This is a genomic window from Pelagibius sp., assembly GCF_028281305.1.
Lineage (GTDB): Bacteria > Pseudomonadota > Alphaproteobacteria > Kiloniellales > Kiloniellaceae > Pelagibius.
In genome coordinates, this window is the sequence record NZ_JANQKD010000014.1 from 1 (window position 1) to 25,721 (window position 25,721).

General features: G+C 67.4%; 23 protein-coding genes and 1 pseudogene. 9 read left to right on the plus strand and 15 right to left on the minus strand.

All coding sequences use genetic code 11. The annotated features are described in order from the left end of the window. Positions 1–170 precede the first annotated feature (170 nt). The 7 genes from Q0982_RS03135 to Q0982_RS03165 all read right to left on the minus strand — a co-directional run bounded on the left by Q0982_RS03135 (position 171) and on the right by Q0982_RS03165 (position 9,773). Positions 171–1,196 (minus strand): FecR domain-containing protein, encoded by a 1,026-nt coding sequence (locus Q0982_RS03135; protein WP_299391626.1) that lies wholly within the window; start codon positions 1,194–1,196, stop codon positions 171–173. A gap of 12 nt (positions 1,197–1,208) precedes the next feature. Further along, positions 1,209–1,736 (minus strand): sigma-70 family RNA polymerase sigma factor, encoded by a 528-nt coding sequence (locus tag Q0982_RS03140; protein WP_299391628.1) that lies wholly within the window; start codon positions 1,734–1,736, stop codon positions 1,209–1,211. A 128-nt stretch (positions 1,737–1,864) separates the two neighbouring features. Further along, complete coding sequence (locus Q0982_RS03145) at positions 1,865–4,609, minus strand: bifunctional acetate--CoA ligase family protein/GNAT family N-acetyltransferase (RefSeq protein ID WP_299391630.1); 2,745 nt, start codon at positions 4,607–4,609, stop codon at positions 1,865–1,867. A 255-nt stretch (positions 4,610–4,864) separates the two neighbouring features. After that, entirely contained in the window at positions 4,865–5,416 is a 552-nt protein-coding gene (locus Q0982_RS03150; RefSeq protein WP_299391631.1) for an O-acetyl-ADP-ribose deacetylase, read from the minus strand. Beyond that, on the minus strand, positions 5,388–6,869 hold the full coding sequence (locus Q0982_RS03155; protein WP_299391633.1) for an MFS transporter: 1,482 nt from the start codon (positions 6,867–6,869) through the stop codon (positions 5,388–5,390). Before Q0982_RS03155 ends, Q0982_RS03150 begins: the two co-directional genes overlap by 29 nt. Beyond that, entirely contained in the window at positions 6,859–8,697 is a 1,839-nt protein-coding gene (typA, locus tag Q0982_RS03160) for a translational GTPase TypA (protein WP_299391634.1), read from the minus strand. The genes Q0982_RS03155 and typA overlap by 11 nt, the downstream gene beginning before the upstream one ends. 62 nt (positions 8,698–8,759) lie before the next feature. Continuing rightward, positions 8,760–9,773, minus strand: coding sequence for an adenosine kinase (locus Q0982_RS03165; protein ID WP_299391636.1), 1,014 nt, complete (start codon positions 9,771–9,773; stop codon positions 8,760–8,762). A gap of 270 nt (positions 9,774–10,043) precedes the next feature. Between Q0982_RS03165 and Q0982_RS03170 the strand changes: the two genes are divergently transcribed. From Q0982_RS03170 to Q0982_RS03180, 3 genes are read left to right on the plus strand one after another with little or no spacing between them, the layout of a single operon-like run. Beyond that, positions 10,044–10,760 (plus strand): EI24 domain-containing protein, encoded by a 717-nt coding sequence (locus Q0982_RS03170; RefSeq protein WP_299391637.1) that lies wholly within the window; start codon positions 10,044–10,046, stop codon positions 10,758–10,760. A 49-nt stretch (positions 10,761–10,809) separates the two neighbouring features. Then, the gene (locus Q0982_RS03175; RefSeq protein WP_299391639.1) at positions 10,810–11,472 is read left to right on the plus strand and encodes a polymer-forming cytoskeletal protein; all 663 of its coding nucleotides are present in this window, start codon (positions 10,810–10,812) and stop codon (positions 11,470–11,472) included. A gap of 20 nt (positions 11,473–11,492) precedes the next feature. Continuing rightward, the gene (locus Q0982_RS03180) at positions 11,493–11,996 is read left to right on the plus strand and encodes a hypothetical protein (protein WP_299391640.1); all 504 of its coding nucleotides are present in this window, start codon (positions 11,493–11,495) and stop codon (positions 11,994–11,996) included. 169 nt (positions 11,997–12,165) lie between these two features. Here the strand turns inward: Q0982_RS03180 and nth are convergent. Next, positions 12,166–12,789 (minus strand): annotated as a pseudogene (gene nth / locus Q0982_RS03185) (endonuclease III); the annotation flags it as partial. 217 nt (positions 12,790–13,006) lie between these two features. Between nth and Q0982_RS03190 the strand changes: the two are divergent. Further along, entirely contained in the window at positions 13,007–13,516 is a 510-nt protein-coding gene (locus tag Q0982_RS03190; RefSeq protein ID WP_299391642.1) for a DUF2244 domain-containing protein, read from the plus strand. Positions 13,517–13,549: 33 nt separating this feature from the next. Here Q0982_RS03190 and dapB read toward each other — a convergent pair whose 3' ends face one another. Continuing rightward, positions 13,550–14,356 carry a 4-hydroxy-tetrahydrodipicolinate reductase gene (dapB, locus tag Q0982_RS03195; RefSeq protein WP_299391643.1) on the minus strand — a complete coding sequence of 269 codons (807 nt, stop codon included), beginning with the start codon at positions 14,354–14,356 and terminating at the stop codon, positions 13,550–13,552. A 39-nt stretch (positions 14,357–14,395) separates the two neighbouring features. On the opposite strand from dapB, the gene Q0982_RS03200 reads away from it, so the two are divergent. Next, positions 14,396–15,145 (plus strand): 2OG-Fe(II) oxygenase family protein, encoded by a 750-nt coding sequence (locus Q0982_RS03200; protein WP_299391645.1) that lies wholly within the window; start codon positions 14,396–14,398, stop codon positions 15,143–15,145. On the opposite strand, the gene Q0982_RS03205 is transcribed toward Q0982_RS03200, so the two are convergent. Then, on the minus strand, positions 15,108–16,313 hold the full coding sequence (locus tag Q0982_RS03205; protein WP_299391647.1) for an acyltransferase family protein: 1,206 nt from the start codon (positions 16,311–16,313) through the stop codon (positions 15,108–15,110). The genes Q0982_RS03200 and Q0982_RS03205 overlap by 38 nt on opposite strands. Before the next feature lie 151 nt (positions 16,314–16,464). On the opposite strand from Q0982_RS03205, the gene Q0982_RS03210 reads away from it, so the two are divergent. Both Q0982_RS03210 and Q0982_RS03215 read left to right on the plus strand, forming a co-directional pair. Continuing rightward, positions 16,465–17,085, plus strand: a complete 621-nt coding sequence (locus Q0982_RS03210; protein ID WP_299391648.1) for a TetR family transcriptional regulator — start codon at positions 16,465–16,467, stop codon at positions 17,083–17,085. Positions 17,086–17,198: 113 nt separating this feature from the next. Beyond that, on the plus strand, positions 17,199–18,014 hold the full coding sequence (locus tag Q0982_RS03215; RefSeq protein WP_299391650.1) for a 2-keto-4-pentenoate hydratase: 816 nt from the start codon (positions 17,199–17,201) through the stop codon (positions 18,012–18,014). Positions 18,015–18,074: 60 nt separating this feature from the next. On the opposite strand, the gene Q0982_RS03220 is transcribed toward Q0982_RS03215, so the two are convergent. From Q0982_RS03220 to dnaK, 3 genes are all read right to left on the minus strand, one after another. Next, positions 18,075–18,833: an alpha/beta fold hydrolase gene (locus Q0982_RS03220; RefSeq protein WP_299391651.1), complete on the minus strand. Its 759-nt coding sequence runs from the start codon at positions 18,831–18,833 to the stop codon at positions 18,075–18,077. Between the two features lie 154 nt (positions 18,834–18,987). Next, positions 18,988–20,118 carry a molecular chaperone DnaJ gene (dnaJ, locus tag Q0982_RS03225; protein ID WP_299391653.1) on the minus strand — a complete coding sequence of 377 codons (1,131 nt, stop codon included), beginning with the start codon at positions 20,116–20,118 and terminating at the stop codon, positions 18,988–18,990. A 180-nt stretch (positions 20,119–20,298) separates the two neighbouring features. After that, positions 20,299–22,254 (minus strand): molecular chaperone DnaK, encoded by a 1,956-nt coding sequence (gene dnaK / locus Q0982_RS03230; RefSeq protein ID WP_299391655.1) that lies wholly within the window; start codon positions 22,252–22,254, stop codon positions 20,299–20,301. A 266-nt stretch (positions 22,255–22,520) separates the two neighbouring features. On the opposite strand from dnaK, the gene Q0982_RS03235 reads away from it, so the two are divergent. After that, on the plus strand, positions 22,521–22,838 hold the full coding sequence (locus Q0982_RS03235; protein WP_299391656.1) for a hypothetical protein: 318 nt from the start codon (positions 22,521–22,523) through the stop codon (positions 22,836–22,838). A gap of 13 nt (positions 22,839–22,851) precedes the next feature. Next, positions 22,852–23,511 (plus strand): alpha-ketoglutarate-dependent dioxygenase AlkB, encoded by a 660-nt coding sequence (locus Q0982_RS03240; protein ID WP_299391658.1) that lies wholly within the window; start codon positions 22,852–22,854, stop codon positions 23,509–23,511. A gap of 217 nt (positions 23,512–23,728) precedes the next feature. Here the strand turns inward: Q0982_RS03240 and grpE are convergent, their stop codons facing one another. Together grpE and hrcA are read right to left on the minus strand one after the other, a co-directional pair. Further along, the gene (grpE, locus tag Q0982_RS03245; protein WP_299391677.1) at positions 23,729–24,457 is read right to left on the minus strand and encodes a nucleotide exchange factor GrpE; all 729 of its coding nucleotides are present in this window, start codon (positions 24,455–24,457) and stop codon (positions 23,729–23,731) included. A 61-nt stretch (positions 24,458–24,518) separates the two neighbouring features. Continuing rightward, positions 24,519–25,598 (minus strand): heat-inducible transcriptional repressor HrcA, encoded by a 1,080-nt coding sequence (gene hrcA / locus Q0982_RS03250; protein ID WP_299391659.1) that lies wholly within the window; start codon positions 25,596–25,598, stop codon positions 24,519–24,521. Positions 25,599–25,721 lie beyond the last annotated feature (123 nt).

Sequence of the window (25,721 nt, forward strand, 5' to 3'; positions counted from 1 at the left end):
GTCCTTCGATCCTTCATCCTCACTGCTATCCCCCCTCACGCAAAAACGCGGCACGAAGGCCCGTGCCGGTCCCCTATTTGCGAATGCGACGCATTCGTCTTCTCAAAGTAAGGACGTGAAGGGGCCTTGGGATTTAAGGGCGCGGCGAAACTATTTTTGCGGCCGGGAGGTTATTGCGGCGGCGAGGGCCCTTCGACGGGCTCGATCAGCAGAACAAAGGAGGTCATGGAAACGACCCGGGCTCCCTGGGTCGCCGCGGCAGCCTGCAGGGCTGAGACAGGGTTCCCGAGGTTGAAAACGCCTGTGACCTCCGCCCTGGACAGCGCAGGATCACGGAGGATGATGAGCCCCCTGTGATAGCGGCCCAGCTGCTCGACCACGGCCGAAAGCGGCATGGAGTCGGCGATCAGGAGGCCTTCCCGCCACGCGGCGACGTCGCCGGGAGCAATGCGGGAGCGGAAAACCCGTTCGTCGCCGGGCGAAAACACCGCCTTATCGCCCGCCTTCAAGGCTGTGAGGGCCGTGGCGGCGCCTGGAGGGCCTGAACTGCCGGTGACGCGGACGTGGCCTGCCTTTACCGCGACAGATGCACCCTCCTCTGCCATGGAGACCGCAAACGATGTTCCGGTGACGGTGACCTCCAAGTCCTCCGTCGCCACAATGAACGGCCGGCCCGGGTTTTCCGCCACGTCGAAAAAGGCCTTGCCGGCGAGAAGCCGCACACGCCTTTGCTCCGCGCCATAGTCGACGGCCAGGGCGGTTTCCGCATCCAGATGCACCCTGCTGCCGTCCGTCAGAACGACAGGACGGACCTCCCCGACCCCTGTCACGTGGTCCGCCGTCAGATTCAGCAGGATTCCGGGGAACAGAAACACGGCAATCGCGGCCGCCAGTGCCGCGGCGGCGGCAAAGCCGTAGCGGCGGCGCAGCGACGACACGCTGCGCGGGCAGGCCGGCGGTTCCGACGGCAGCGCGGCGGCAAGGCGCCAGACATGCTCGACCCGGAGATAGGCCTGATCATGGCGCGGTGTCTGTCGGCGCCACGCGTTCAGGGCTTCTCGCAGCTTGCCGTCGTCCGGCGCGTCGGCAACGCGCATCAACCACTCGAGGGCCTCTTCCTCGATCGGGTCCCGGTCCGAAACAGGCCCGGACGGGTCGCAATTGGGTGTATCGTGCGAAGGCGGCGGTACGGACATATTGCGTGCCAGTCAGGTGCACTTGTCGAGGCGTGCAGCGCCGTGACGCACCGCATCTTTGACCAGTTGATGCGCGCGTACAACCGAAACCCCAAGGTGATCGGCGATCTCCTTGAGGCTGCGGCCTTCCAGACGGCGCATCACGAATGCAGTCCGGGTCCGTTCCGGCAGTTCCGCCAGGGCTTCGGACAAGACGCGCACCTGGTCCTTTTGCATCATGGCCTGTTCCGGTGTGGCGGTGCCGTCGGCAAGCCTTTCCAGATCATCGCTGTCGCCGGGCTTCATCGCCGCCTCGGGCCTGCGCAACCAGTCGAACGCCAGGTTACGGACAATCCGGTACAGATAGGAAACCGGATCGGCGATCGGCTGCGGCACGGTGGCATCCGTGAGGCCCTGCTGCTGCCGCTGACTGAAGCGAACGAAAGCCTCCTGAACCACGTCCTCAGCCCGCGCGCGGCACCCCAGGATCGGTGCCGCATAATCGATCAGAGCCGAGCGGTGGCGAAGGTAGACATCGAATTCTGGTGTACCGGGTGTCACGGGAAGGGCCCCTCTGCCTCCCGGCGACAGGCAGGCTGGACTGCAACGCCTCAACGGAAGTCTGCCAGGAACGGAGAGGAGCTTAGCCTCCTTGAGAATCATTCTCAAGTAGCATTCAGGTGCGGCGCCTATGACCGCTGACTGTGCAACCTGGGCAGCGCCGGATCCTCCAAGAGCTGAAGCCTGACCGCGACGGTACCCTCGCCCGCCGGCGTCGCCGCAAAGCCAAGCTTGCGGCAGAGCGCCAGCATGGCGGCATTCTCCGCCAGCACGGAGCCGCAGATCTCGCCGATCCCGCGTTCGCGGGCATAATCGAGGATCGCCTCCATCAGGACCGAGCCCACCCCCTGGCGTTTGATGTCGGAGCGCACCAGGACCGCAAACTCCGCGCGCCGGTTGTCCGGGTCGGCCGCCAGGCGCACCACGCCCAGCCCCTGGTGCCCTGAATCCTGCGAGGTGAAGGCGGCCAGGGCCATCTCACGGTCGTAGTCGAGCTGAGTCAGCCGCGCCAGCATGTCGTCGGAAAGGTCCTTGATGGTGGCGAAGAAACGCATGCGCACGTCTTCCGGATCCAACTGGCGGAAAGCATGGCGCAACCCGGCAGCATCGGTCGGCCGCAGCGGCCTGATGAAGATCTCGGTGCCGTCCGGCATCGCAACGGTCTGCTCGAGTTCGCGCGGATAGGGACGGATCGCCAGGCGTGCCGTCGGGGCTGCCAGGGGATCGCGGCGGGCGGCGATGCGCACTCTGGCATCCAGCGCGATGACGCCCTCGGCGTCGGCCAGAAGGGGATTGACGTCGACCTCGGTGATCTCCGGCATGTCGCTGACGACCTGCGAAAGACGCACGAGACAGTCGGCGACCTCCTTGATCGCGGCCGGCGGGCGGTCGCGGTAGCCCTGCAGCAGCCGGTAGACGTTGGTCTCCGCCATCATCGCCTCGGCAAGCATGGGGTCGAGCGGCGGCAGGGCGAGGGCCTTGTCCGCGATCACCTCGACGGCGGTCCCGCCGTGACCGAAGAGCATCACCGGGCCGAACTGCGGATCGTCGACCACGCCCAGGATCAGCTCCTCGGCCCGCGGGCGACGGCACATGGTCTGCACCGTGAAGCCTTCCAGCTTTGCATGCGGCGCGGCAGCGGCAATGCGCTGGAGCATCGCCTCGGCTGCGGCGGTCACCGCCGCCTCGCCCTCCAGATCCAGGGCGACACCGCCGAGGTCGCTCTTGTGGGTGAGGTCACGCGAGAGAATTTTCAGCGCCACCGGCCCGCCAAGCGCCGCGGCCGCCGCTCCGGCCTCAGCGGGACTGGCCACCACCTGGGTCGCCACCACCGGAATGCCGTAGGCCTGCATCAGGGCCTTGGCCTCGGCCTCGCTCAGCCACTCGCGGCCCTCCGCCAGCGCCGGCTCCAGGACCGCCCGCGCCGCGGCACGGTCCGGCTCCACCACGTCGCGCTCGGGATGGGGAACGCGCATCAGCAGCGCCTGGTTGCGGCGATAGTTCTCAAGATGCATGAAGCCCTGCACCGCCTGCTCAGGCGTCTCGTAGCTGGCGATGCCGTGGCGGGCAAAGAGCCGCCGGGCCTCCTCAACGGCCTGGTCGCCGACCCAGGCGGCGAGAACGGGTCGGTCCTTGGCAGCCGTGGCCCCCAGGGTTTCCACCACCGCCTTGGCGGCCTCGGTGGCGGAGGCGACGGCGGTGGGGCAGTGCATCACCAAGGTGGCATCGGCCTCCCGTTCCTGCAGCAGCACCTCCAGCGCCGCCCGATAGCGTACGCCCGGGGCGTCGCCGATGATGTCGACCGGGTTGCCGCCACTCCAGGTGACCGGCAGGCAGGCGTCCAGCGCCGCCTTGGTCGAAGCGGAAAGCTCCGCCAGCTTGCCGCCGTGGTCGATCAGCGCGTCGGTCGCCAGAATGCCGAGGCCGCCGCCGTTGGTTAGGATCGCCAGGCGGGCACGGCCGTCCGGGTGCCGCCGCGCAACCGAGAGGCGGGACAGCGTCTCCGCCGCGTCGAAGAGTTCCTCCAGGCTGTAGACCCGCAGCATGCCGGCCCGCGCGAAGACGGCATTGTAGACCGCATCGGCGCCGGCCAGCGCGCCGGTATGGGAGGCCACGGCTTTCGCGCCCTCGGCATGGCGGCCGCCCTTGACGACGATCACCGGCTTGTTGCGGGCGGCGATGCGCGCGGCGGAGAGGAACTTGCGCGCATGGGCGACCGACTCGATGTACAGCAGGATGGCCCGGGTCTGCACATCCATGGCCAGGTAATCCAGCAGGTCGCCGAAGTCGACGTCAGCTTTGTCGCCCAGGGACACCACCTTCGAAAAGCCGATGCCGCGCGGCGTCGCCCAGTCCAGCATCGCCGTCACCATGGCGCCGGACTGGGTGACGAAGGCGAGGTTTCCGGGCAGCGGCGCGACATGGGAGAAACTGGCGTCGAGGCCGATGCCCGGGACCATCATTCCCAGGCAGTTGGGTCCGACAACCCGCAGCAGGTTCGGCTTGGCGGCGTCGAGGATGGCCTGGCGCCGCTCGGCACCCTGCCCGTCGCCGCCCTCGCCGAAGCCGGCGGTGATGACGACGGCCGCGCGGGTGCCGCGCTTGCCGAAAGCCGCGATAAGCTCCGCCACGCTGTCCGGCGGTGTGGCGATCACGGCCAGGTCCGGAGTCTGCGGCAACGCCTCCACGGAGGGATAGGCAAGCACCCCTTCGATCGCCTCGTGCCGCGGATGCACCGGCATGATGGGACCCTGGAAGCCTCCGTTGAAGAGGTTGCGGGCCAGCACGGAACCCAGGGAGCCCGGACGCCGGCTGGCGCCCACCACGGCGATCGACTTGGGCTCGAAAAGCGCATCCAGATTGCGAATGGTCACGTCGCGTCAACCTGCCTTTTTTTGTTTGAAAACAAAGCTTTCCGTCGGCCCTCAGACTAGCACGCCCAGATGACGGAACGATGATGTGGATCAGCCGAGGCGCCAGCAGAGCCAGCCCTGCGGCTGCGCCAATGGTCCCGGCGCCTTCAGGCTTTCCAGTGGAACCGTTCAAGCAACCATGTAAGCAGCCGCCCGCCGATTTTCATCGACGCAGCCGGCGCTTTCACCCGCGATGACTGCAGCAGACGTCCGGCGTCAGCCGTGCCGGCCCAACACGCGGCGGTAGGTGGCTTCGGCCTCCGCACCGAAGACGGAGAAGACCACCAGCTCGACCCCGTCCTCCTCGGCCAGAAAGGCGCGTACGGTCTCGACGGCAATCTCCGTCGCGCGCTCCAGCGGGAAACCGTAGACGCCGGTGGAGATGGCCGGAAAGGCGAGGGAGCGCGCACCGATCTGCTTGGCAATCTTGAGCGCGGTGCGATAGCAGGAGGCGAGCAGGGCCTCCTCGTTCTCTCCGCCCCCGCGCCAGACCGGGCCGACGGTATGGATGACGTACTGTGCCTTTAGATCAAAGCCGTCGGTGTGCACTGACTGACCGGTCTCGCAGCCGCCGATGGCGGCACAGGCCTCGCGCAGGTTCCTGCCCGCGGCGCGGTGGATCGCCCCGCAGACGCCGCCGCCCGGTTGCAGCCGGGAATTGGCTGCGTTGACGATGGCATCCACATCCAGGCGGGTAATATCGCCGGGCCGGATCTCGATGCGCCGATCGACCTTGGCGTCAGGTGTTTCCTTGCGGGCTTTGTTCACGGGCCGGCCCTTCCGCAGTGCTCAGGGCGGCGTCCTGACGCCGCTGATGATTCATAAGATAGAGCACCAGAAGGATCGCCGGAATACCGAGGAGAGAAGCGTAAACGAAAAAGAAGACATAGCCTTCGGCGTCGACGATCACGCCCGAGAAGCCTGCAACGAACTTGCCGAAAAGCGTGAACAGTGATGAAAAGAGTGCGTACTGTGTTGCCGTATAGTGCCGGTTGGTCAGACTGGAAAGATAGGCAATGAAGGCCGTGCCGGCGATGCCTGCCGACAGGTTGTCCGCCGATATGGTTCCGGCAAGCAGCCAGATGTCCTTGCCATGGATCGCCAGATAGGCAAAGAGCAGGTTCGTGCTCGCCACCAGGATCGCGCCGAGCAAGAGGACGCGCATGATGCCATAGCGCGCAACCAAGACTCCGCCCAGCATGACGCCGACGATGCTGACGAAGATCCCGAAGGTCTTGCTCACGTTCGCAATATCGAGCTTGCTGAACCCGAGATCGTCATAAAAGACGTTGGCCATCACGCCCATGGTGATGTCGCTCAGCCGATAGACGGAGATGAAAACCAAGATCACCAAAGCGAACTTGCCGTTGCGCCGGAAGAACTCGCCGAAGGGACAACCGACCGCACCGTAGAACCAGCCAAGCACGCGCCGCTGCCGAAGGGAGAGATGATCGCGTGCTGCCATGAAGGCAACCACGTGATCTTCTTCGAGGATAGTTCCTGCCGGACGGGTCGACTCCGGTTCGCGGATGACCAGCACCGTGACAATGCCAATCAGCATGAGGGCGGCCATGACCAGGTAGGCAGTTTGCCAAGGCCAGAATTCGGCGATGTAGAGGGCGCCTGCGCCTGCCGCGAGCAACCCGATGCGATAGCCGAGCTGGTAGGTTGCGGCCATGCCGCCTTGCAGATCGTCGGGCGCCGCCTCGATCCGGTAAGCATCGATGGCGACATCCTGAGTCGCCGACCAAAACGCAATCCACAATGCAGCCAGCGCAACAGCGACGATCCAGAAGCGGTCAGGGGCGACCATCTCGACATCGCCATCCACCATGGACACCACCATGACGGCCTGCAGATTGATGATCGCAATTGCAAGCAGCCCGGTGACAATCCCCAACTGGCCTATCAGCATCCAACTGCGGCGCTTTCCCAGGACTGCGGTCAGCCAGGGCAGAGGAATGTGATCGACGACCGGCGCCCAAAGCACCTTGATCGAGAAGGTAATGCCGACCCAGGCAAAGAAACCAACGGCGGTGCGCGTTACCTCGGCATCACGCAGCCAGAGAGAGAGTGTCGAGAACAGAAGCAGGAACGGCAGGCCGGCGGAAAAGCCGAGGAAGAGCATGCCGATAACGCGCGGATGAAGGTAGACCGCGAAGGCCTCGCTCCAGGAACGGCGCGCCATCGCGCCCTTGGTTGCGGCCCGCTCAGACGGCATCCTTGATCCGGCTTTGTTTCTTGCGCGCATGCGGGTCGAGCAGGCGCTTACGCAGGCGGATCGACCTGGGCGTCACCTCCACGAGCTCGTCGTCGGCAATGTAGGCCAGCGCCTCTTCAAGCGCCATGACGCGCGGCGGCGTCAGCCGCACCGCCTCGTCCTTGCCGGAGGCGCGGATGTTGGTGAGCTGCTTGGCCTTCATCGGGTTGACTTCCAGGTCGTTGCCGCGGCTGTGTTCGCCGATCACCATGCCTTCATAGACCGGTTTGTTCGGTTCGACAAAGATCTCGCCGCGCTCCTCCAGGTTCCACAGCGCATAGGCCACCGCCTTGCCGTTGCCGTTGGAGATCAGCACGCCGTTGCGGCGGCCCTGGATCGGCCCCTTGTAGGGGGCGTAGCTGTGGAACACGCGGTGCATGATGCCGGTACCGCGGGTGTCGGTGAGAAACTCGCCGTGGTAGCCGATGAGGCCGCGGGCCGGCGCCAGGAAGGTGACCCGCGTCTTGCCGCCGCCCGAGGGGCGCATGTCGGTCATCTCGGCCTTGCGCTGACCCATCTTCTCGACCACGACGCCGGCGTAGTCGTCGTCGACGTCGACCTGCACCTCTTCGATGGGCTCCATGCGCTGGCCGCTCTCGGGGTCGCTGCGGAACAGCACCCGGGGACGGGAGATGGAAAGCTCGAAGCCCTCGCGGCGCATGGTCTCGATCAGCACGCCGAGCTGCAGCTCGCCGCGGCCAGCCACCTCGAAGGCGTCCTTATCCTCGGTCTCGGTAATGCGGATGGCGACGTTGCCTTCGGCCTCGCGGTCCAGGCGGTCGCGGATCATGCGCGAGGTGACCTTGTCGCCCTCCTGCCCCGCCAGCGGGGAGTCGTTCACCGAAAAGGTCATGGCGAGTGTCGGCGGGTCGATGGGCTGAGCGGCCAGGGCGGCCTCCGCCTCCGGCGCGCAGATGGTGTCGGCCACCGTCGCATCGCTGAGGCCCGCCACGGCGACGATGTCGCCGGCTGCGGCCTCCTCGATGGGTTCGCGCTTCAGCCCGCGGAAGGACAGCAGCTTGGTCAGCCGCCCGCCGGTCAGCGTCGTGCCGTCACGGCGCAGCACCTTGACCGGCATGTTCAGCTTGGCCGTGCCGCTGTGGATGCGGCCGGTCAGGATGCGGCCCAGGAAGTTGTCCGCCTCCAGCGTCGTCGCCAGCATGGCAAAGGGACCTTCAGCGGCGGCTTCCGGCGCCGGCACGTGGTCGACGATGAGGTCGAAGAGGCTGTGCAGGTCCTTGCGCTCGTCGTCCAGGTCGGCAACCGACCAGCCCTGCTTGGCGGAAGCGAAGAGGGTCGGGAAGTCGAGCTGTTCGTCACTGGCCTCCAGGGCCACGAAGAGGTCGAAGACCTGGTCGTGCACCCAGTGCGGTCGCGCGTCGGGCTTGTCGGCCTTGTTGACCACCACGATGGGCTTCAGGCCGCGGGCCAGCGCCTTGGCGGTGACGAACTTGGTCTGCGGCATCGGCCCTTCGGCCGCGTCCACCAGCAGCAGCACGCCGTCGACCATGGAGAGGATGCGCTCCACTTCGCCGCCGAAGTCGGCGTGGCCCGGCGTGTCGACGATGTTGATCTTGGTGTCGTTCCAGGTCACCGCCGTGCACTTGGCGAGGATGGTGATGCCGCGCTCGCGCTCCAGGTCGTTGGAGTCCATGGCGCGCTCGGCCACCTGCTGGTTGCTGCGGTAGGTGCCCGACTGCTTCAGGAGCTCGTCCACCAGCGTCGTCTTGCCGTGATCGACGTGGGCGATGATCGCGATGTTGCGGATGTCTTTGGCTTGAACCGTCATGGAGCCTGCACCGTCATGGTCCCTATCAATGCCCTGCTGTCACTGTCCTGCTGGAAAGGCCGTCAGGCCCGCTGCGCCTGTTGAAGACCGAGTTCCGCCGCAATCAGTTCGGCGAGCTTTTGTTCCGGGCGCGCGCCGACGTGGGAGATCACCTCCGCCGCCGCCAGCGCGCCGATGCGCCCGCTGTCGTAGAGCGAGTGGCCGTTGGTCATCCCGTAGAGGAAGCCGGCGGCAAAGAGATCGCCGGCGCCGGTGGTGTCCACCACTTGGGCGACCGGCGCCGCGTCGACCACGTGCACCTCCTCACCGCTGACGATCACCGCGCCCTTCTCGCTGCGGGTCAGGGCCGCGACGTCGCAGTGCTGGCGCACCTGCTGCAGGGCCGCGTCGAAGTTGTCGGCGTCGAAGAGACCGCAGACCTCTTCCTCGTTGGCGAAGACGATGTCGACGTGCTTGGCGACAAAGTCCTTCAGTTCATCCTTGTAGCGGTCGACGAGGAAGGGGTCGGAGAGGGTGAGGGAGATCTTGCCCCCCGCCGCATGGCAGAGGCGGGCCGCCCGCAGGAAGGCCGCCTTGGCCGAGGGCGAGTCCCAGAGATAGCCCTCCATGTAGGTGACCGCTGCGGCCTGGAGCTGTGCCTCGTTCAGATCCTCAGGCCCGAAATCGACGGCGGCCCCCAGGAAAGTGTTCATGGAGCGCGCGGCGTCCGGCGTGACCAGGATCATCGAGCGGCCGGTGGCCGGCCCGCTGGTGGCATGGGGCGTGTCGAAGCCGACCCCGGCGGCGCGGATGTCGTGGGTGAAGATGCTGCCGAGCTGGTCGTCGCGCACCTTGCCGAAGAAGGCCGCCTGGCCGCCGAGCGAGGCGATGCCGGTCGCGGTGTTGCCCGCCGAACCGCCGGAGACCTCCACCGCGGGGCCCATGGCGTCATAGAGCTGCACGGCCCGGTCCTGGTCGATCAGGATCATCCCGCCCTTGGGGATCTCCATGGCCTCCAGAAAGGCGTCATCGGTCTTGGCGAGGATATCGACAAGGGCATTGCCGATGCAGACAACGTCGAGGCGCGGTGCGGTCATGAGGCTTCCGTTATCATGGTTTGGTAAACGCCCGCTTACGGCGCGGGTTCGGCGAGGTCCTGTCCTCTGCCACCGGTACGGGGTCCGTCATTCGGTCCGCCACGGCCACTCCTGCGGTACGTCCGCCCGTCAAAGATCCCGTCCATCAAGCGCTCGGCCAGCCGGGATACGCTTTCGCGGCCCCTTGTAGTGCGCCTTGGCAACGGCGGCAAGCCCGCTTTCGGTGCTGTTCCCTTGTGACAGGAAGGCCGGCAGGCTACATATCCGGCCATGTTTCAAGCCCTTTCGCGTGCCATCGGCCAGTCTTTCGATCCGGCGTTCCGCCGCGTCTTCAACCGTTCGCTGCTTTACTCCCTCGTGACTTTCGTCCTGCTCTGGCTCGGCGCCTGGTTCGCCCTGGAATGGGCCGGCGAATGGCTGGTGGCCTGGCTCCGGGGCTGGAGCGGCGAGGGCTTCTGGGTCGACGTGGTGGACTGGCTGGTCAGCGCCGCCGGCATCGGCGCCATCGCCGTGGTGTCTTTCTTCCTGTTTCCGGCGGTCATGGTCTCCATCATGGCGCTGCTGCTGGACGACATCGCCGCGGCGGTGGAGCGGCGCCACTATTCGGACCTGCCGCCGGCCCGCGAACAGCCCCTGGGAGAGGCCATCTTCGGCAACCTGATCTTCGTCGCCGTGACCCTGGTGGTGAACCTGCTGGTTCTTCCTTTGTACTTGATACTTATATGGATTCCACCACTCAATCTGGTTTTGTTCTACCTGCTGAACGGCTATCTGCTGGGCCGCGAGTACTTCGAGCTGGTTTCGGTGCGGCGCATGATGCTGGCCGACAGCCGCCGCATGCGCCGGCGCAACCGCGGACGGCTGATCCTGGCCGGGGCGGTCGTTACCTTCCTGCTAACCATTCCCTTGGTAAATTTGGCGACACCGATCATCGCAACCGCCTTTATGCTGCACATCTTCGAGCAGTTGCGCCGGCAGGAGGCCTGAAGGCCCAGACCTTTGACCAGGGAGCGGCGGGAGCCGGAAAGGAACGAGAATGTTTGGTAAGCGCAAGACCCCCTCGACGGCCTCCGCCAACGCCAGCCCCCCTGCGCCCCTACCCTCCACAGCCCTGTCCCCGGAGGCCCGCCCCGAACCCCTCGGCGCGGCGGGGGAAAGGCAGCCCGGCGCCGAAGCCCCCGGTGCAGTGACCACGGAAAGCGGTTCCCAGACGAGCGGCCCCTCCGGTCTCAAGGCAGCCCAACGGCGCCCCGAACCCCGCGTTCCCGCGGCCCCCAGCGCCGTGGAGGGCCGCAAGCTGGTGGTCGGACGGGAAATCTGCCTGTCCGGCGAGATCAAGACCTGCGAAACCCTGGTGGTCGAGGGCCGGGTCGAGGCCGACCTCAACGACAGCCAGAGCCTGGAAATCAGCGAGCCCGGCCTGTTCAAGGGCCAGGCGATCGTGGAGGAGTGCATCGTCCACGGCACCTTCGAGGGCGACCTTACCGTCACCGGCCGGCTTGTGATCCACCCCGGCGGCCGGGTCATCGGCAAGATTCGCTACGCCGACATCGAAATCCTGAAGGGCGGCCGCCTGAGCGGCGACGTCGACGTTCTGGACGCCTCCTTCCGGGCCCGCCTGCAGGGCGAGGGGCCGAAGCTGGCCCACAGCAGCGATGCCGCCCCGAACGGGGACGCCTCGCAGTCCCAGGCCGGCTGAACGCCGTGGCTTTGCACAGGATGCTCAGACAGTTCCGGACCGCGCTGGCCCTGCTGCTAAGCGGGCTTGCGTTGGCGGCCTGCCAGACCACCGGCAGCACATCCCGGAGCGGTTTGGCCAACAACCAGACCGAGACCGCCGACCCCGCAGTTCAGAGCACCGAGGGCGGGGCCCCAGGCGTCGCACCGGCCGGGGCAGCGCCCGCGCCGCAACCGGCGCCGCAGGTCACCGCACGGCCGCCCGCGCCGCCGCCGATCAACGACGATCCGAACCAGTTGATGGGCCTCGACCGCGGCGGCGTCTCCGCCCTGCTCGGCGAGCCCGATCTGGTGCGCCGGGAGGAGCCGGCGGAGATCTGGCAGTACGTAACCGCCGGCTGCGTCTTCGATGTGGTGCTCTACGACGCCGGCAGCCGCTATCGCGTGACCTATCTGGAAGCGCGCGACGATGCCGCCGACCGCCTGGCCCCCCGGCCCTGCCTCAACCGCCTGCTGCGCGAGCGCCAGACGGTGCCGGTCAGCTAACGTCCTTAAGGCCTTTTGCGGCACCGGCCTTTCGCCGCGTCTTTGCCGTGGCCGCAGGCTTCCCGGCGGCGGCGCTCTTCTTCGCTGTCGCTTTCTTCTTCACGGTTTTCTTGGCCGCCTTCTTCTTGGCCACCGGTTTCTTCCCGGCCGGCGGCCCTTCCAGCGTGGTCTTGCCCTTGAAGGCGCAGAGATTGCGCACCACGCAGGCCGGGCAGTCCGGATTGCGCGCCTTGCAGACATAGCGTCCGTGCAGGATCAGCCAGTGGTGGGCGTGCAGCCGGCGGTCCGCCGGCACCACCTTTTCCAGCTTCAGCTCGACCGCCAGCGGCGTCTTTCCCGGGGCGAGACCGGTGCGGTTGCCGACCCGGAAGATGTGGGTGTCGACGGCGATCGTGGGCTCGCCGAAGGCGATGTTGAGCACCACGTTGGCGGTCTTGCGCCCGACCCCCGGCAGCTTTTCCAGGGCGTCGCGGTCGCGCGGCACCTCCCCGCCGTGTTCGGCGATCAGGGTCTGGGACAGGGCGATCACGTTCTTGGCCTTGGAGTTGTAGAGGCCGATGGTCTTGATGTGATCCTTCAGCCGGCTCTCGCCGAGTTCCAGCATGGCCTCGGGCGTGGTCACCGTCTTGAACAGCGGGCCGGTGGCCTTGTTGACGCTGACGTCGGTGGCCTGGGCGGAGAGCGCGACGGCCACCAGCAGGGTGTAGGGATTGACGTAGTTCAGCTCGCCCTTGGGTTCGGGCATGGCCGCGGCAAGGCGGTCGAAGAAGGTGACGACGTCTGCTTTTTTCATGGGTTCTTTCGGATGGCTTTTTTGGGCGGCTCTTGATGAGCAACGCTTCTTCTGGATCTCTCCAGGTCCGGTGATAGGACGCAGACATGGAAAACGGCCGGAGTTTAGTGGCTTTCCTGCAGATGAGGCCATAGGTTTCGCCCGCCTTGAAGCCGCGCCTGTGCTTGCCGAGGCCCCTTTGCGGTCTATACTGAACGGAACGTTTAGTGGGGACGGTTTGAGCGACAGCAGAGACATAGGCGAAGCAGAAACAGGCGAAGAGGGCAGCTTCCTCTTCGATGCCGAGTTGACACCGCACCGCAGCCTGCCGCCGCGCGGCTTCCTGCTGCTGATGGCGGGGATCTGCGCGATCAGTTTCTGCGCCGGGCTGGCCTTTTTCCTGGCCGGGGCCTGGCCCGTCATCGGCTTCCTCGGTGCCGATGTCCTGGTCATCTACCTGGCCTTCAAGGCGAGCTACCGCCAGGGCCGCCTGACCGAACGCCTGCAGCTCACCCCGGATGACCTGACCGTGACGCGGACCTGGCCCGGCGGCAAGAGCCGCTCCTGGCAGTTTCAGACCACCTGGCTGCAGGTACTGCTGGACGACCCGCCGCAGCATGACAGCCCCTTGGTGCTGCGCTCCCACGGGCGCAGCCTCGCGGTGGGCTCCTTCCTCACCAAGCACGAACGCGCCGAACTGGCCGATGCCCTGCGCCGCGCGCTCAACGAGGCCCGGCTGCCGGGTTAGGCCGGCCGCGCAGGGTCGGCGCAAACCGAGACCCTAAAGCCCCAGAACGTCCCGCATGGAGTACAGCCCGGAGGGCTTGTCGCGGCCCCAGAGCGCCGCCTTGACCGCCCCCTGGGCGAAGACCTCGCGGCTGCTGGCCTTGTGGGTCAGTACGATGCGCTCGCCCTCGGCGGCGAAGATCACCGAGTGCTCACCGGCTACGTCGCCGCCGCGCAGGGTGGCGAAGCCGATCTCGCCGCGCGGGCGGGCGCCCACTTGGCCGTCGCGGGCCCGGCAGGCGACATCGTTCAGTGCGACGCCGCGGCCCTCTGCCGCCGCTTCGCCCAGCATCAGGGCCGTGCCGGAAGGGGCATCCACCTTGTGGCGGTGGTGCATCTCGACGACCTCGATGTCGTAGTCGGCATCGAGGGCGCGGGCGACCTGTTCGGTGACCGCCTGCAGCAGGTTCACGCCGAGGCTCATGTTCGCGGCCTGGATCACCACGGTCTGGATCGCGGCCTGATCGATCGCCGCCTGGTCGGCCTCGGCGAGACCGGTGGTGCCGACCACGTAGACGACCTCCGCCTGGGCCGCCAGCTCGGCATGGCGCCGGCAGGCCGCCGGGGTCGTGAAGTCGATCACCGCATCCACCGCGGCGAAGAGCTCCACCGGGTCGTCGCCCACGGTGAGGCCCAACGCCTCGCCGCCGGCCAGCAGGCCGAGGTCGCTGCCGATGACCGGACTGTCGGGCCGGTCGGTGCCGCCGCCGATGACGCAGCCCTCCGCCGCCGCGATGGTGGCCAGGTTCATGCGGCCCATGCGCCCGCCGCAGCCGACGATGCCGATCCTGTAGGGTTCCATGCGCCTCTCCTTGTTGCCGCGCCGGTTTAGCACGACAGGATGATCGCGCAAAAGCCGCGGCATCATCGCGGCGTGACGGCGGACCTTGACGGCGAGGGGGCGGCTCTGGCTTGCTCGGCCCTCAACAAGACACGCAAGGCCGCCATGCCCGCACCCGATTCAGACGGCTTCCTCGATCTCTGGCCGACCACCCTCCTGCGGCGCAGCCTGCCGGGGCACGACATCGCCAACGCAGAACTGGGGCGGCTGATCCAGGCGATGGAGGCGCAGCACGCCGACCTCACCACCGACTACCGCGGCGGCAACCTGCTGACGGTGGAGAACCCCGCCGTGTCCTGGCTGCGCGACTGCATCAACAAGACGGTGATCGACTACCTGAAGCGCGCGGGGCTGGACTATGCCGTGAACTGGCATCTGCAGGGTTGGGCCAACGTGAACCGCCGTGGCGACTATCACGATCCGCACAACCATCCCCACGCCTACCTGAGCGGCACCTACTACGTTCAGGTGCCTGACATGGAAAACCCGCCCAAGGAGAACCGCAGCGACGTGCGTCCGGGGGCGATCTCCTTCTACGACCCGCGCGGCGCGGCCAACATGACCGCGATCCGCGGCGACCGCCAGATCGAGGCGGAGTTCACCCACCGCCCCAAGGCCGGCGACATCCTGCTCTGGCCCGCCTTCCTGACCCACTTCGTCCACCCCAACCTGTCGGACGCGGCACGCATCTCCATCTCCTTCAACGCCGTCCTCAAGTGGTCGGACGCCTATCTGCCGGACCAGAACTAGCGGCAGGGCCGGGGCGCTGCCGGCGCCGCAGCGGCAGGCCAACGGCAGCGCGGGTCAGCACGGACTGCGCCGAAAGCCAGGCGAGGGCGAGGCTGAGAAGCGTTGCAAACGCCATGATCGCCAGCGCCTTGATGAAGGGCTGACCCGTCCAGCCGAGCCAGAGCCAGCCGAGGGCGACGATCACCGTCTGATGGAAGAGATAGAACGGCAAAGCGATGGGCACGAAGGCGGCAAGCCCCGGCAGCGGTGCGGCCAGGAGGCGACGGCCGTAGGCCAGGGCGGTGAGCAGCAGACACCACTCGGCGGCGATACGCAGGCCGTGGCGCAGGGCGCGCGAGATCTCCACCCAGCCGAAGCCGCCGAAGGCCGTGTCGAGCGCCGCGAACCAGAGCGCCACGAGAACCAGCGCACCGACAAGGGCAAGACGGCGGATCCGCTGGAGCGCGTCTTCGAGGGCGGGATTGCGGCCCAACCACCAGCCGAAGAGCACGAGAAATCCGTAGTGCGCGTGATTGGCCCAGTCCCAGATCAGGTTGTGCGTGCTGGGAAAGGACCGGCGCAGCGCCGTCTCCAGCGCCACCAGAACGAGCCCGAACAGGAACAGCCGCCAGGGCGCCCGCGTGGTCCAGGCCGCAAGGCCCGGCAGGGCGCCGCTGCGCGCCACAACGGCCAGTGGCAGGCAGTAGACGAAGAGATAGAGCAGGAACCAGAGATGATGCCAGGAGAAGTTCGCCTGTGGATAGCAGCAGGCGAGGTAGGGGCCGAGGAAGGCGAAGAAGCCGCCCTCGAAGTCGACCGGGCTCATGCGCAGAGGCACCTGGGGGCTGATCCGCTCCAGCCAGACCTGGGGCGCCACCAGAACAAAGATCCCGACAAGCAAGGGCACCAGAAGCCGCGCCGCCCGTTCCCTGAGGAAAGCCCCGGCGCTGCGCCGCTCCAAAGCCCAGGCCGCGCTCATCCCCGCCAGCAGGAAGAGCAGCGGCATCTGGAAAATGTTGAGTGCGCGGATGACGAAGTCGGCGGCCCAGAAGGGCGCGGCCAGATCCTTCATATGCCAGGGCTCGGCATCGAAAAGCCGGGCGGTATGAAAGACGATCAGCAGCAGGACCACGACGGCCCGCAGCGTGTCGACGTCGTGACGTCGATTGGGACTGGACGGGGCGGTCATTTTCGGGCATCCATAAATAATGAACGAATCATTCATTCAAATAAAACAGAAACCTGCGGCGCGTGCAAGGCGGCAGGCGGGACAACCCGCGCGGCGCGGCCCGAAACGCGACCCGGGTAAGCTGAAAGCCATCGCGGGCGCGGCCTGCCATGTGCTGACGGCGCAGGGCCTGCGCCTGACCCAGGTGGCCGATGTCGCCGCGGTTGCGGGTGTCGCCGCCGGCACGGTCTACACCTACGTCGCCGAGAAAGAGGCGCTGGTGGAACTGGCGATCCGCAGCGCCGCGCGCCTCGAACTGCCGAAGGGCGAGACCGCCGTGCGCCACAGCCCGGCCCGCCTGAAACGCGTGACCGCGGAGGCCGTGGCCATGCGCTTTCAGTGGCCTGTCCTGACCGCCGCGCTGTCGGCCCGGGCACGGCGCAAGGCCGCGCTGATTCCGGTTCTGGAGGAGACCTATGACATGCTGGCGCGCGAACGCCGGCTGATCGCCCTGCTCGACCGCTGTGCGCAGGAGGTCAGGGTGGTGGAGGACCTCTATCTCTGGGGCCTGCGCCGCAGCTTCCTGGGCGACTTCGAGACCTATATCCGCCTGATGGCGCGCGCCGGGCACCTGCGCCGCGACATCGATACCGCCGCCGCCGCCCGCGGCACCCTGGAGATGATGGTCTGGATGGCCATGCGCCGCGTCGGCGACCCGGAACCCCCGGCCTGCGACGAAGAGGCCGCGCGCAAAGCCTGCATCGCCCTGGCCGCCAGCGGCCTCAAGGGGTGACGGCAACACCGCAGGCGTTTCCCGTGCGCCGCTTTTGACTTCGCATGCCCCCGCCAAGCGGCCACTATCGGGCGACTCCGGCAGGCGACAGCAACCGCACCGAAGAGAGGAAGATGCCGACCGCGCTCTCCGAAATCGCCGACCGGCTGATCGCGGCCTACGACGACGCCGTGACGCTGGCGCCGATTACGGCCGCGCGGCCCGCGTTCAGCGTCGACGAAGGCTATGCCGTCCTTGAGGAGATCGAGGCGCGGCGGCGCGCCGCCGGCTGGCGGCCGCTCGGGCGCAAGATCGGCTTCACCAACCGGACGCTCTGGGACCGCTACGGCGTGTGGCAGCCGATGTGGGCCCATGTCTGGGACCGCACGGTGCATGGTGCCGAGCAAGGGCGGGCGAGCCTGGCGCTGCGGCCCTTCGTGCAGCCGCGCCTCGAGCCGGAGGTGGTGTTCAAGCTGAAGGCGCCTGTGCCGGTCAGCGACGATCCTGTCGCGGTTCTGGAAAGCGTGGAATGGATCGCCGCCGGCTTCGAGATCGTGCAGAGCCACTTCCCGGACTGGCGGTTCACTGCGGCGGACTGCACGGCGGCCTTCGGGCTGCACGGCGCCCTGGTGGTCGGCACGCCGCTGTCGGTGACCGACGCCAATCGGACAGCTCTGGCGGAGACGCTGCCGGTCTTCACGGCGAGCCTTTCGCGCGGGGATAACCTGGTGGAGCGCGGCCGCGGCGCCAACGTGCTGGACAGCCCGGCGCTGGCCCTCGTCCACCTGGCCCGCGTGCTGTCCGGGCAGCCGCAGTTCCCGCCGCTGGCCGCCGGCGAGATCGTCACCACCGGCACCCTGACCGACGCCTGGCCGGTCGAGCCCGGCGAGACCTGGTCTTCGGACTACGGAGAGCTTGGCCTGGAGGGTTTGACCGTGACATTCACCTGAAGCGCAGATCCGGTCGGCTTCCCCAGCCCGGCAAGGCTGTGCGGCGGCCTGGCGGTGCGGCTACGCTTCGCCGTTGTCCAGACAGGTGAGGATGGCCCGAGCATGGGCCTGCGGGCTCTCGGCCATCATCAGGTGGCCGACTCCCGGGATGTTGATGCGCAGCCTGCAGGCGCGGTTGGCCCAGTCGGGCGTATCCCAGCCTTCCGCCGAGCGCCCGCCGGCGATCAGGCAGACGGGCAGATCCGAAGCCATGAGCTTATGCAGCGTCTTCAGATACTCTGCCGGCCTGGTGGCGGCGACGACCGCGCGGGCCTGGGCCTTGACGGTGGTGGCCGGTTGGTGAGCGAGCCAGTCGCGGGCAAGCGCGGTGGTCCAGGGCGTGACGGGGACGCCGGCGGCGGCAATCCAGGCCGCGGGATCTGCAGTATAGCCGCCAAGGATCTCCGCGACCTCGGCGTCGCTTTTGGCGGCGAGTTGCGCCGACCAGAAGGCGTCTTTAAGGGTGAAGTTTCCTTCGATGCTGATGAGCGAGCGGACATGTTCAGGAAAGCGCTGCGCGACGAGTACCGCGACAGCACCGCCGACCGAGTGACCGGCCAGGTGGACCGGCCCGCGGTCCAGCCCGGCGATGAAGCCCGCGACATGGCGCGCCTGATCCTCCAGAGACAGGGCGGAGGTGTCGGCATCGCGGTTCCGGCCGTAGCCGAGAAGATCGGGGGCGTGCACCTCCCGTCCGCCGAAGGGTGCGAGGATCTCGGCGTCGCCCAGTCTGCCGATCAGACCGTGGAGAAGAACAATGGGGGTGTCACTTGGGTTCATCGGGCCGCCTTTCGCTTGCTGTCGCGCTCCATCAAATGTCGCGCTGTCACCAGGATTGCGGCGGCGCCGGCGGTAAGCGCATGAGGCCGCAAAAAGCTTCGGGGGATGTTTAGGGGATCGGCGGGAAAAGGGGAAGCCCCGTGCCCTGCCGGCGCTACTCCGTCAGGTCTTCCCAGAACTCCTTGACGCGGGCGAAGAAGCCTTCGGATTCCGGATTGGTCTTGCGGCCCTTGCCGGCGTCCTCGAACTCGCGCAGCAGTTCCTTCTGGCGCTTTGTGAGGTTGACCGGCGTTTCGATGCCGACCTCGACGTACATGTCGCCGACCGCCGTCGAGCGCAGCACCGGCATGCCCTTGGCCTTCAGGCGGAACTGCTGGTTGGCCTGGGTGCCGGCGGGCACGGTGATCTTGGCGCGGCCGCCGTCAATGGTGGGCACCTCAACGGAGCCGCCCAGCGCTGCCGTGGTCATGGGGATCGGCACCCGGCAGTAGATGTTGGCCCCGTCGCGCTGGAACAGGCGGTGCGGCGCCACCGAAAGGAAGATGTAGAGGTCGCCCGCGGGCGCGCCGCGCAGGCCGGCCTCGCCCTCCCCTGCCAGGCGGATGCGGGTGCCGTCCTCGACACCGGCGGGGATGTTCACCTGCAGCGACTTTTCGCGGTGGACCCGGCCCTGGCCGTCGCAGACGCGGCAAGGATCGTCGATCACCCGCCCGGCGCCATGGCAGGTCGGGCAGGTGCGCTCGATGGTGAAAAAGCCCTGCTGGGCGCGGACCCGGCCGCGGCCCTGGCAGGTCGGGCAGGTCACCGGCTCGGCCCCGCCCTCGGCGCCGGTGCCGTCGCAGGCGTCGCAGGTGACCGTGGTCGGAACCCGGATCTGCGCGGTCTTGCCGGCGAAGGCCTCGTCCAGCGAGATCTCCATGTTGTAGCGCAGGTCGGAGCCGCGCGCGGCGGTGTTGCCGCGGCGCCCGCCCATGAAGTCGCCGAACATCTCGTCGAAGATGTCGGCGAAGCCGCCGGCGGAAAAGCCGCCGAAGCCGCCCTGGCCCGGGCCGCCGCCCCCGCCGTTGGTGAAGGCCTCGTGGCCGAAGCGGTCATAGGCGGCGCGCTTCTGCTCGTCCTTCAGGACCTCGTAGGCTTCGTTGATTTCCTTGAAACGGTGCTCGGCCTCGCTGTCGCCCGGATTGCGGTCCGGGTGGAACTTCATGGCCAGCTTGCGATAGGCGGACTTTAGGGAAGCCCCGTCGGCATCGCGCGAAACGCCCAGTGTTTCGTAATAGTCTTTCATGCTTTCGACCGCCGCTTGCCCCCGCGGCCCTCAATGCCCTTACCCGGTACAGCGCCCGGCATGGCGGCCCCGCAGAGGGGAACCGCACGAGAAGGGGGCCGGAAAAGGCCGGCGCCGGCTGCGCCCCACTGCCCTTGTCCGACCCCTTGGTTCATGGTCAGGCTCTTTGGTTGCCCGCGCTTACGCCGACTGGCCCTTCTTGTCGTCGTCGACTTCCTCGAAGTCGGCATCCACGACCTTGTCGTCGCCGCCCGCGGAGCCGGCGGCCTGGTCGTCGGCGCCCGCGCCGTTGGCCGCGCCGCCGTCGGGACCGTCACCGGGCCCGTCGCCGGCCTGGCCCTGCTCGTAGAGCGCCTGGCCGAGCTTCATGGACACCTCGGCCAGAGCCTGGGTCTTGGCCTGAATGGCCTCCACGTCCTCGCCTTCGGCGGCGGTCTTCAGCTCGGCGATGGCCGCCTCCACCGCGGTCTTGTCGTCCGCCGGCACCTTGTCGCCGGCATCCGCCAAAGTCTTCTCGGTGGTGTGGATCAGCGATTCCGCCTGGTTCTTTGCCTCGACCAGGGCGCGGCGCGCCTTGTCCTTCTCGGCATTGGCCTCGGCATCCTTGACCATGGTGTCGATCTCGTCGTCGCTGAGACCGCCGGAGGCCTGGATGCGGATGGTCTGCTCCTTTCCCGTCGCCTTGTCCTTGGCGCCGACATTGACGATGCCGTTGGCGTCGATGTCGAAGGTCACTTCGATCTGCGGCACGCCGCGCGGCGCGCCGGGAATGCCGACCAGGTCGAACTGGCCGAGCAGCTTGTTGTCCGCCGCCATCTCGCGCTCACCCTGGAAGACCCGGATGGTCACCGCCTGCTGGTTGTCCTCGGCAGTGGAGAAGGTCTGGCTCTTCTTGGTGGGGATGGTGGTGTTGCGGTCGATGAGGCGGGTCATCACGCCGCCCAGGGTCTCGATGCCCAGCGACAGCGGGGTCACGTCCAGCAGCAGGACGTCTTTCACGTCGCCCTTCAGCACGCCGCCCTGGATGCCGGCGCCGATGGCCACCACCTCGTCGGGGTTGACGCCGCGGTGCGGGTCTTTGCCGAAGAAGCTCTTCACGGTCTCAAAGACCTTCGGCATGCGGGTCATGCCGCCGACCATGATGATGTCTTCGATCTCGCCCGGGGAGACGCCGGCGTCCTTCAGGGCCGACTTCACGGGCCCCATGGTGCGCTCGACAAGGTCTTCGACCAGGGCTTCCAGCTTGGCGCGGGTGAGCTTGATGTTCAGGTGCTTCGGCCCGGAGGCGTCGGCGGTGATGAAGGGCAGGTTGATCTCGGTCTGGTTGGCCGAGGAAAGCTCGATCTTGGCCTTCTCCGCCTCTTCCTTCAGGCGCTGCAGGGCCAGCTTGTCCTGGCGCAGGTCGATGCCCTGCTCCTTTTTGAACTCGTCGGCCAGGTAGCTGATGATCCGCGCGTCGAAGTCCTCGCCGCCCAGGAAGGTGTCGCCGTTGGTCGACTTCACCTCGAAGACGCCGTCGCCGATTTCCAGCACCGAGACGTCGAAAGTGCCGCCGCCCAGGTCATAGACCACGATGGTGCCGGAGCCCTTTTTGTCCAGGCCGTAGGCAAGCGCCGCGGCGGTCGGCTCGTTAATGATGCGCAGCACATCCAGGCCGGCGATCTTGCCGGCGTCCTTGGTGGCCTGGCGCTGGGAGTCGTTGAAGTAGGCCGGCACGGTAATGACCGCTTCCTTGACCGGCTCGCCCAGGAAGCTCTCGGCGGTTTCCTTCATCTTCTGCAGGATGAAGGCCGAGATCTGGCTGGGGCTGTATTCTTTGCCGTGGGCTTCGACCCAGGCGTCGCCATCGTGATTGATGATCTTGTAGGGGACGAGGTCCATGTCCTTCTTGGTCATGGGATCGTCGTAGCGCCGGCCGATCAGGCGCTTGATGGCGAAAAGGGTGTTTTCCGGATTGGTGACAGCCTGGCGCTTGGCCGGCTGGCCGACGAGGCGTTCGTCGGAGTCGCTGAAGGCGACCATCGAGGGGGTTGTGCGCGCGCCCTCGGCGTTTTCGATGACCTTGGCGTCCTTGCCATCCATGACCGCGACACAGGAGTTGGTGGTGCCGAGGTCGATACCGATTACTTTACTCATTCCGTTTCCTCACTTCGATCAGCAGACCCCTTGGGCAGCCTGTCAGTTCAGCACCGCCCGGCGGATCTCCGCCAGAGAGAGTTCATGACCATGGGTTCTGGGCTTATATAAGCAGCATGGGCCTTGCTGCAAGGCGCAAAGCGGCGAGAATCTAAACGTAAACGCTAGGTCTGGCTGCGGGACCGGGGCCCGGAAGGCGTTGATTTTCATGGAAGGCGGTCCGCTGTTGGGCTGCCGCACCGAGAGTGCGAGGGAGAAGGCACAGGATGGATCGAGAGCCGCCGCTGGACAGGTCAGGAGCGGGTGGGCCAGAAGCGGGCGGGCCAGAAGGGAGCGGCCCGGAGGCCGACGGGCTCTACCGCGCCATCATGATGGTCCTGGTGGGCTCGGTCATGGTCGGCGCCGTGCTCACCCTGACCGGGGAGATGCTGTTCGACAGCCGCCCGCTGGCCAATGTCGGCCTCGGCATGGCGGTACTGGCCGGCATCGCCTACTGGGGCCTGCGCCTGAAGGCCCGCGCCGCGGCGCGGCGCCTGGCCCAAACCAGGTCGGGTGAGCGCCGTGAGCGGCCGCCCCCGGAATGAGACGATCCGGCCCGTGACAAAGCCTCCGCCCGGGACCAAGCCCCCGCCCAAGCCGCAAGGCAGCGCCGCGCCCGCCGGCTTCCGCTACCTGCCCGGCTATCTGGGCGCTGCGGCGCAGCAGAGCCTGCTGGAGGATCTGCGCCACGTCGTCCGCGCGGCCCCCCTCTATCAGCCGCGCATGCCGCGCAGCGGACAGCCGATGTCAGTGCGCATGACCAACGCCGGCAGCCACGGCTGGTACTCGGACAAGCAGGGAGGGTACCGCTACCTCGGCGAACATCCGGTGAGCGGACAGCCCTGGCCGGCGATCCCCCCGGCCCTGTTGGCGGCCTGGGACGACCTGGCCGGCTACCCGGACCCGCCGCAGTGCTGCCTGATCAACTTCTACCAAGGCCCAAAGGTGCGCATGGGCCTGCACCGCGACGAGGACGAGGAGACCTTCGAGGCGCCCGTCGTCTCTCTCTCGCTGGGGGACAGCGCCGTGTTTCGCGTCGGCGGTCTGAGCCGGCGCGGCCCCACCGCCTCCTTCAAGCTGCATTCCGGCGACGCGATGATCCTGGCCGGCGAGGCGCGCCTGGCCTACCACGGCGTCGACCGCATCCTCGGCGGCTCCAGCCGGCTCTTAAGCGAGGGCGGGCGCATCAACGTCACCCTGCGCCGGGTGACGGTTTGAGCACTGGAGCGGTCGCTTCACGGATCTGCCATGCCCAACGAGCCGTGCCAGTTGAAATCCAGCACACTGTGTCACCCCGGACTTGATCCGGGGTCCATGGCAAACGCAGGCGCAACGCCTACCCAGTAGCCGCTCGTGCGAACCGAACGATGGATCCCGGATCAAGTCCGGGATGACAGTCGAGCAGACAGTCGCATAAGTGCGAAGGAAAACCGCGCTAGGCCGAGGTGTCGACGGTGCTGCCGGGTTCGGTGTCGCCCTTGCCGCTGTCTTCGGCTTCCGCTGCATCCTTCGCAGCGGCCTTGGGGCCGCCCTTGGAGATGCCGACCCGGGCCGGACGGATCAGGCGGTCGTGCAGGCGGTAGCCGGCCTGGATGACCTGAACCACGGTTCCGGCGGGCTGCTCCGGATCCTCGATCTCGAACATCGCCTCGTGAAAGTGCGGGTCCAGCTTCTCGCCCAGGGGATTGATGGTGCGGATCTGATGGCGCTCGAAGGCCGACATAAGCTCCTTCTGGGTCATCTGCACGCCGAGCCGCAGGTTGCTCACCACCTCGTTTTCCGCGGCCAGCTCTTCCGGCACGCTTTCCAGTGCCCGCTGCAGGTTGTCGGCCACCCCGAGAAGGTCGCGGATGATGGGCGCGGCGGCGTACTTCACGCTGTCCTCGCGCTCACGCTGGCTGCGCCGGCGCACGTTCTCCGTCTCCGCGATGGCCCGCAGCAACTGGTCCTTGAGCGACGCCACTTCGCCCTCCAGCACCGCAACCGGGTCCTCATCCGGCGAGAGCGCCGCCGCAGCCTCCAGGCCCGAAAGATCGACCAGCGGCTCCGCGCTGGTGTCGACCGGCGCCTCCTCGGCGGCATCGTCCTCGCCCGGCGTCGCCGCGGGTGCGTCCGCTTCGGCCTCTTCTGCGGCCGCCTTATCCTGTTTGTTTTCCTGCGCCATCACGGGACGGACGCTCCTTTCTCACGCTTCTGAATTCTCTGTGTGCTTCTCTGCGGCCGCGTCAACCGACCAGACGGCCGATCACCTTGGCGGTGTAGTCGACCATGGGAATGATGCGGGCATAGTCGATGCGGGTCGGTCCGATGACGCCGATCGCGCCGACGATCTGTTGCTGGGAGTTGCTGTAGGGCGCAATCACCATGGAGCAGCCGGCGAGCCCGAACAGCTCGTTCTCGGCGCCGATGAAGATTTGGACTCCTTCGGCGCCGCCTGCAAGGTCCAAAAGCTTGATCAGCGCATCTTTGGTCTCCAGCATCGCGAAGAGCTGGCGGATGCGCTCCAGATCCTCCAGCGCCGTGACGTCTTCCAGAAGCTGGGACTGGCCGCGCAGGATCAAGGCGCCGCCCTTGGCGCCGCCCTGGGGCCCCGACCAGCTTGCCAAGCCGCGCTCGACCACCCGCGAGGCGAGGCCGTCCAGCTCGGCGCGCTGTTCCTCCAGCTCCTTCAGGACCTCGGCCTGCGCTTCCTCGAGGGTGCGCCCGGTGAGGCGTGCGGTCAGGTAGTTGCTGGCCTCGACCAGGGAGGAGGCGGGCATGCCCGCCGGCACGTCGATGATGCGGTTCTCCACCACGCCGGAGACCGAGATCAGCACCACCAGCGCGCGGCCCGGGCCGAGCGAGACGAATTCGATGTGCTTCAGGGGCTCGCCCAGCTTCGGCGCGACGACCAGGCCGGCACAGCGCGACAGCCCGGAGATGGTCTCCGAAGCCTCTTCCAGAACCTCCGGAAAGGACCGGCCGTCGGCAGCGCACTGGCTTTCGATATGGGCGCGCTCGTCCTTGGTCAGGTTGCCGATCTCCAGCAAGCCGTCGACGAAGAGCCGCAGCCCCATGTCGGTGGGCATGCGCCCGGCGGAGGTATGGGGCGAGAACAGCAGCCCCAGGTCCTCCAGGTCCGCCATGACGTTGCGGATGGTCGCCGGCGAAAGCCCAAGGCCCAGGCTGCGCGAGAGCGTGCGCGAGCCCACCGGCGCGCCGGTGTCCACGTAGGCGTCGACGATGTGCTTCAACACCTCGCGGGAGCGCTCGTTGAGGCCCCGGGCGGCCAGGGCCTCGTCCAGGGATTTTGCGGTCTCTGTCATTGCCTGGAATGTAGTGAGCCCCCCGGAAGCGGTCAACGCGGGCCGCAGCAGGGGCAGGCGGGAAAAGGGGCCGGCCGGCGGCACAGAAGTGGCGCTGGACGGCGCCCGGTCTGCCGGCCCTGG

Bases quoted from the DNA above. Each gene is read 5' to 3' on its own strand.
- Q0982_RS03165 (WP_299391636.1), bottom strand. From the start codon at position 9,773: ATGACCGCACCGCGCCTCGACGTTGTCTGCATCGGCAATGCCCTTGTC.
- Q0982_RS03180 (WP_299391640.1), top strand. From the start codon at position 11,493: ATGCTCAGACAGTTCCGGACCGCGCTGGCCCTGCTGCTAAGCGGGCTT.
- dnaJ (WP_299391653.1), bottom strand. From the start codon at position 20,118: ATGAAAGACTATTACGAAACACTGGGCGTTTCGCGCGATGCCGACGGG.
- Q0982_RS03175 (WP_299391639.1), top strand. From the start codon at position 10,810: ATGTTTGGTAAGCGCAAGACCCCCTCGACGGCCTCCGCCAACGCCAGC.
- dapB (WP_299391643.1), bottom strand. From the start codon at position 14,356: ATGGAACCCTACAGGATCGGCATCGTCGGCTGCGGCGGGCGCATGGGC.
- Q0982_RS03170 (WP_299391637.1), top strand. From the start codon at position 10,044: ATGTTTCAAGCCCTTTCGCGTGCCATCGGCCAGTCTTTCGATCCGGCG.
- Q0982_RS03220 (WP_299391651.1), bottom strand. From the start codon at position 18,833: ATGAACCCAAGTGACACCCCCATTGTTCTTCTCCACGGTCTGATCGGC.
- hrcA (WP_299391659.1), bottom strand. From the start codon at position 25,598: ATGACAGAGACCGCAAAATCCCTGGACGAGGCCCTGGCCGCCCGGGGC.
- grpE (WP_299391677.1), bottom strand. From the start codon at position 24,457: ATGGCGCAGGAAAACAAACAGGATAAGGCGGCCGCAGAAGAGGCCGAA.
- typA (WP_299391634.1), bottom strand. From the start codon at position 8,697: ATGACGGTTCAAGCCAAAGACATCCGCAACATCGCGATCATCGCCCAC.
- Q0982_RS03200 (WP_299391645.1), top strand. From the start codon at position 14,396: ATGATCGCGCAAAAGCCGCGGCATCATCGCGGCGTGACGGCGGACCTT.
- Q0982_RS03155 (WP_299391633.1), bottom strand. From the start codon at position 6,869: ATGCCGTCTGAGCGGGCCGCAACCAAGGGCGCGATGGCGCGCCGTTCC.
- Q0982_RS03135 (WP_299391626.1), bottom strand. From the start codon at position 1,196: ATGTCCGTACCGCCGCCTTCGCACGATACACCCAATTGCGACCCGTCC.
- Q0982_RS03205 (WP_299391647.1), bottom strand. From the start codon at position 16,313: ATGACCGCCCCGTCCAGTCCCAATCGACGTCACGACGTCGACACGCTG.
- Q0982_RS03215 (WP_299391650.1), top strand. From the start codon at position 17,199: ATGCCGACCGCGCTCTCCGAAATCGCCGACCGGCTGATCGCGGCCTAC.
- Q0982_RS03235 (WP_299391656.1), top strand. From the start codon at position 22,521: ATGGATCGAGAGCCGCCGCTGGACAGGTCAGGAGCGGGTGGGCCAGAA.
- dnaK (WP_299391655.1), bottom strand. From the start codon at position 22,254: ATGAGTAAAGTAATCGGTATCGACCTCGGCACCACCAACTCCTGTGTC.